General features: G+C 51.3%; 1 protein-coding gene, 2 tRNA genes and 3 rRNA genes. 1 reads left to right on the forward strand and 5 read right to left on the reverse strand.

Going from position 1 to position 5,645, the window contains the following annotated elements:
- Positions 1-57 precede the first annotated feature (57 nt).
- The 5 genes from rrf to HP439_RS17465 form a co-directional block, all read right to left on the reverse strand.
- Positions 58-173, reverse strand: a 5S ribosomal RNA gene (rrf, locus tag HP439_RS17445).
- 141 nt (positions 174-314) lie between these two features.
- A 23S ribosomal RNA gene (locus HP439_RS17450) occupies positions 315-3,205 on the reverse strand.
- A gap of 259 nt (positions 3,206-3,464) precedes the next feature.
- A tRNA-Ala gene (locus tag HP439_RS17455) sits at positions 3,465-3,540 on the reverse strand.
- 31 nt (positions 3,541-3,571) lie between these two features.
- Positions 3,572-3,648 (reverse strand) — tRNA-Ile (locus HP439_RS17460).
- 66 nt (positions 3,649-3,714) lie between these two features.
- Positions 3,715-5,251 (reverse strand): 16S ribosomal RNA (locus HP439_RS17465).
- Together the 16S, 23S and 5S rRNA genes with 2 tRNA genes alongside form the textbook arrangement of a ribosomal RNA operon.
- 163 nt (positions 5,252-5,414) lie before the next feature.
- Here HP439_RS17465 and HP439_RS19460 point away from each other — a divergent pair.
- Positions 5,415-5,645: hypothetical protein (locus HP439_RS19460; RefSeq protein WP_216657894.1), on the forward strand; the 231-nt coding region annotated here is incomplete at its 3' end.

Genomic DNA, 5,645 nt, shown 5'->3' on the forward strand with positions numbered 1-5,645 from the left:
CGCCGCCACAAAGACGAAACCCCAGACCTCTGTCGAGATCTGGGGTTTCTAGTAGAAGCTTGACGATGACCTACTCTCACATGGGGAAACCCCACACTACCATCGGCGATGCATCGTTTCACTACTGAGTTCGGGATGGGATCAGGTGGTTCCAACGCTCTATGGTCGTCAAGCAATCCGGTTGGGGAGTCGGTTTTTAGGTCGCTTCCCCGAATTGGGTATGTGATATCAGTTGGTGTTGCGTGTTCTTTTTACAAATCTTCGGCATTACTGTCGACTTCTACCGTCTAACAGCCAAATTGTTTGGGTGTTATATGGTCAAGCCTCACGGGCAATTAGTACTGGTTAGCTCAACGCCTCACAACGCTTACACACCCAGCCTATCAACGTCGTAGTCTTCGACGGCCCTTTAGGGAACTCAAGGTTCCAGTGAGATCTCATCTTGAGGCAAGTTTCCCGCTTAGATGCTTTCAGCGGTTATCTTTCCCGAACATAGCTACCCGGCAATGCCACTGGCGTGACAACCGGAACACCAGAGGTTCGTCCACTCCGGTCCTCTCGTACTAGGAGCAGCCCCTCTCAAATCTCAAACGTCCACGGCAGATAGGGACCGAACTGTCTCACGACGTTCTAAACCCAGCTCGCGTACCACTTTAAATGGCGAACAGCCATACCCTTGGGACCGGCTTCAGCCCCAGGATGTGATGAGCCGACATCGAGGTGCCAAACACCGCCGTCGATATGAACTCTTGGGCGGTATCAGCCTGTTATCCCCGGAGTACCTTTTATCCGTTGAGCGATGGCCCTTCCATACAGAACCACCGGATCACTAAGACCTACTTTCGTACCTGCTCGACGTGTCTGTCTCGCAGTCAAGCGCGCTTTTGCCTTTATACTCTACGACCGATTTCCGACCGGTCTGAGCGCACCTTCGTACTCCTCCGTTACTCTTTAGGAGGAGACCGCCCCAGTCAAACTACCCACCATACACTGTCCTCGATCCGGATAACGGACCAGAGTTAGAACCTCAAGGTTGCCAGGGTGGTATTTCAAGGTTGGCTCCATGAGAACTGGCGTCCCCACTTCAAAGCCTCCCACCTATCCTACACAAGCAAGCTCAAAGTCCAGTGCAAAGCTATAGTAAAGGTTCACGGGGTCTTTCCGTCTAGCCGCGGATACACTGCATCTTCACAGCGATTTCAATTTCACTGAGTCTCGGGTGGAGACAGCGCCGCCATCGTTACGCCATTCGTGCAGGTCGGAACTTACCCGACAAGGAATTTCGCTACCTTAGGACCGTTATAGTTACGGCCGCCGTTTACCGGGGCTTCGATCAAGAGCTTCGCGTTAGCTAACCCCATCAATTAACCTTCCGGCACCGGGCAGGCGTCACACCCTATACGTCCACTTTCGTGTTTGCAGAGTGCTGTGTTTTTAATAAACAGTCGCAGCGGCCTGGTATCTTCGACCGGCATGTGCTTACGGGGTAAACCCTTCACACTCACCGGCGCACCTTCTCCCGAAGTTACGGTGCCATTTTGCCTAGTTCCTTCACCCGAGTTCTCTCAAGCGCCTTGGTATTCTCTACCTAACCACCTGTGTCGGTTTGGGGTACGGTTCCTAATTACCTGAAGCTTAGAAGCTTTTCCTGGAAGCATGGCATCAACCACTTCATCGTCCTAAAGGACAACTCGTCATCAGCTCTCGGCCTTAAGATCCCGGATTTACCTAAGATCTCAGCCTACCACCTTAAACACGGACAACCAACGCCGTGCTGGCCTAGCCTTCTCCGTCCCTCCATCGCAGTAATTAGAAGTACGGGAATATTAACCCGTTTCCCATCGACTACGCATTTCTGCCTCGCCTTAGGGGCCGACTCACCCTGCGTCGATTAACGTTGCGCAGGAAACCTTGGTCTTTCGGCGTGGGAGTTTTTCACTCCCATTGTCGTTACTCATGTCAGCATTCGCACTTCTGATACCTCCAGCAAGCTTCTCAACTCACCTTCACAGGCTTACAGAACGCTCCTCTACCGCTCATCCTAAGATGAACCCGTAGCTTCGGTGTATGGTTTGAGCCCCGTTACATCTTCCGCGCAGGCCGACTCGACTAGTGAGCTATTACGCTTTCTTTAAAGGGTGGCTGCTTCTAAGCCAACCTCCTAGCTGTCTAAGCCTTCCCACATCGTTTCCCACTTAACCATAACTTTGGGACCTTAGCTGACGGTCTGGGTTGTTTCCCTTTTCACGACGGACGTTAGCACCCGCCGTGTGTCTCCCGTGCTGACACTTGCTGGTATTCGGAGTTTGCATCGGTTTGGTAAGTCGGGATGACCCCCTAGCCGAAACAGTGCTCTACCCCCAGCAGTGATACACGAGGCGCTACCTAAATAGCTTTCGAGGAGAACCAGCTATCTCCGAGCTTGATTAGCCTTTCACTCCGATCCACAGGTCATCCGCTAACTTTTCAACGGTAGTCGGTTCGGTCCTCCAGTTAGTGTTACCCAACCTTCAACCTGCCCATGGATAGATCGCCCGGTTTCGGGTCTATACCCAGCGACTAAACGCCCTATTAAGACTCGCTTTCGCTACGCCTCCCCTATTCGGTTAAGCTCGCCACTGAATATAAGTCGCTGACCCATTATACAAAAGGTACGCAGTCACAGAACAAGTCTGCTCCCACTGCTTGTACGCATACGGTTTCAGGATCTATTTCACTCCCCTCTCCGGGGTTCTTTTCGCCTTTCCCTCACGGTACTAGTTCACTATCGGTCAGTCAGTAGTATTTAGCCTTGGAGGATGGTCCCCCCATATTCAGACAAAGTTTCTCGTGCTCCGTCCTACTCGATTTCATTGATAAGAGATTTTCGTGTACGGGGCTATCACCCACTACGGCGGCACTTTCCAGAGCCTTCCACTAATCTCAAATCAACTTAAGGGCTAGTCCCCGTTCGCTCGCCACTACTAAGGGAATCTCGGTTGATTTCTTTTCCTCAGGGTACTTAGATGTTTCAGTTCCCCTGGTTCGCCTCATGCACCTATGTATTCAGTGCATGATACCCAGCTTATGCTAGGTGGGTTCCCCCATTCAGAAATCTCTGGATCACAGTCTGTTTGCCGACTCCCCAGAGCTTATCGCAGGCTACAACGTCTTTCATCGCCTCTGACTGCCAAGGCATCCACCGTATGCGCTTCTTCACTTGACCATATAACCCCAAGCAATCTGGTTACTGTCTATAACGTGAAGACGACATTCGCCGAAAATTTGCACTTGAGAACAACGCAAATTTTACCTTGACCAAATTAATTACCAGTGAAAGTAATCAATCAGTCACTTCTATCACATACCCAAATTTTTAAAGAACGATTTTTCTGACTGGTCAAAGACCAGAAATCAACACTCATCTGCCAAAACAGGAATGCTCATTTCTGAACTCTATTCACATCAACGTTGAAGGCCGTAAGTGGTGGAGCCAAGCGGGATCGAACCGCTGACCTCCTGCGTGCAAGGCAGGCGCTCTCCCAGCTGAGCTATGGCCCCAAATACTTCCAAGGCCTGCACCCTCAACAATTGGTGGGTCTGGGCAGATTCGAACTGCCGACCTCACCCTTATCAGGGGTGCGCTCTAACCAACTGAGCTACAGACCCAATCGTCTTTCGCAATGAATCAAGCAATTCGTGTGGGTGCTTATGAATAAGCTGGGATCTTTCGATTAAGGAGGTGATCCAGCCGCAGGTTCCCCTACGGCTACCTTGTTACGACTTCACCCCAGTCATGAATCACACCGTGGTAACCGTCCTCCCGAAGGTTAGACTAGCTACTTCTGGTGCAACCCACTCCCATGGTGTGACGGGCGGTGTGTACAAGGCCCGGGAACGTATTCACCGTGACATTCTGATTCACGATTACTAGCGATTCCGACTTCACGCAGTCGAGTTGCAGACTGCGATCCGGACTACGATCGGTTTTATGGGATTAGCTCCACCTCGCGGCTTGGCAACCCTTTGTACCGACCATTGTAGCACGTGTGTAGCCCAGGCCGTAAGGGCCATGATGACTTGACGTCATCCCCACCTTCCTCCGGTTTGTCACCGGCAGTCTCCTTAGAGTTCCCACCATTACGTGCTGGTAACTAAGGACAAGGGTTGCGCTCGTTACGGGACTTAACCCAACATCTCACGACACGAGCTGACGACAGCCATGCAGCACCTGTGTCTGAGTTCCCGAAGGCACCAATCCATCTCTGGAAAGTTCTCAGCATGTCAAGGCCTGGTAAGGTTCTTCGCGTTGCTTCGAATTAAACCACATGCTCCACCGCTTGTGCGGGCCCCCGTCAATTCATTTGAGTTTTAACCTTGCGGCCGTACTCCCCAGGCGGTCAACTTAATGCGTTAGCTGCGCCACTAAGTTCTCAAGGAACCCAACGGCTAGTTGACATCGTTTACGGCGTGGACTACCAGGGTATCTAATCCTGTTTGCTCCCCACGCTTTCGCACCTCAGTGTCAGTATCAGTCCAGGTGGTCGCCTTCGCCACTGGTGTTCCTTCCTATATCTACGCATTTCACCGCTACACAGGAAATTCCACCACCCTCTACCGTACTCTAGCTTGCCAGTTTTGGATGCAGTTCCCAGGTTGAGCCCGGGGCTTTCACATCCAACTTAACAAACCACCTACGCGCGCTTTACGCCCAGTAATTCCGATTAACGCTTGCACCCTCTGTATTACCGCGGCTGCTGGCACAGAGTTAGCCGGTGCTTATTCTGTCGGTAACGTCAAAACAGCAAAGTATTAATTTACTGCCCTTCCTCCCAACTTAAAGTGCTTTACAATCCGAAGACCTTCTTCACACACGCGGCATGGCTGGATCAGGCTTTCGCCCATTGTCCAATATTCCCCACTGCTGCCTCCCGTAGGAGTCTGGACCGTGTCTCAGTTCCAGTGTGACTGATCATCCTCTCAGACCAGTTACGGATCGTCGCCTTGGTGAGCCATTACCCCACCAACTAGCTAATCCGACCTAGGCTCATCTATTAGCGCAAGGCCCGAAGGTCCCCTGCTTTCTCCCGTAGGACGTATGCGGTATTAGCGTTCCTTTCGAAACGTTGTCCCCCACTAATAGGCAGATTCCTAGGCATTACTCACCCGTCCGCCGCTGAATCAGGGAGCAAGCTCCCGTCAACCGCTCGACTTGCATGTGTTAGGCCTGCCGCCAGCGTTCAATCTGAGCCATGATCAAACTCTTCAGTTCAATACTGCATGGGTTTTGAGAAAACCCTAAACTTGGCTCAGCAATCGCAGACTCTTCGTTTAAGAAGAAAAAACTCTCTATTACGAGTGTTTACCTGTGATGCTGATAATCTTGCGATCCTCAGTCTTAGCTCACAAGCACCCACACGAATTGCTTGATTCAATTGTTAAAGAACGTTTGGTTAAGTCTTTCGTCTCAACCGAGGCGCGCATCTTACAGCAGCCTCATTTCCTGTCAAGCTGTTTTTGAAGAACTTTTTCTTTCTTCTCAACACCTTGCAGCGCCCCACCAGATCATCTTCTCTCCAGCGGGAGGCGCATTCTACAGCGTTACAAACCGCTGTCAACACCCTCTTTACCGCCTTCGATCAAACCTGATCGAACCATCAACAGAG

It is taken from the genome of Sphingobacterium shayense (assembly GCF_013179575.1).
Taxonomy (GTDB): Bacteria; Bacteroidota; Bacteroidia; order Sphingobacteriales; family Sphingobacteriaceae; genus Sphingobacterium; species Sphingobacterium shayense.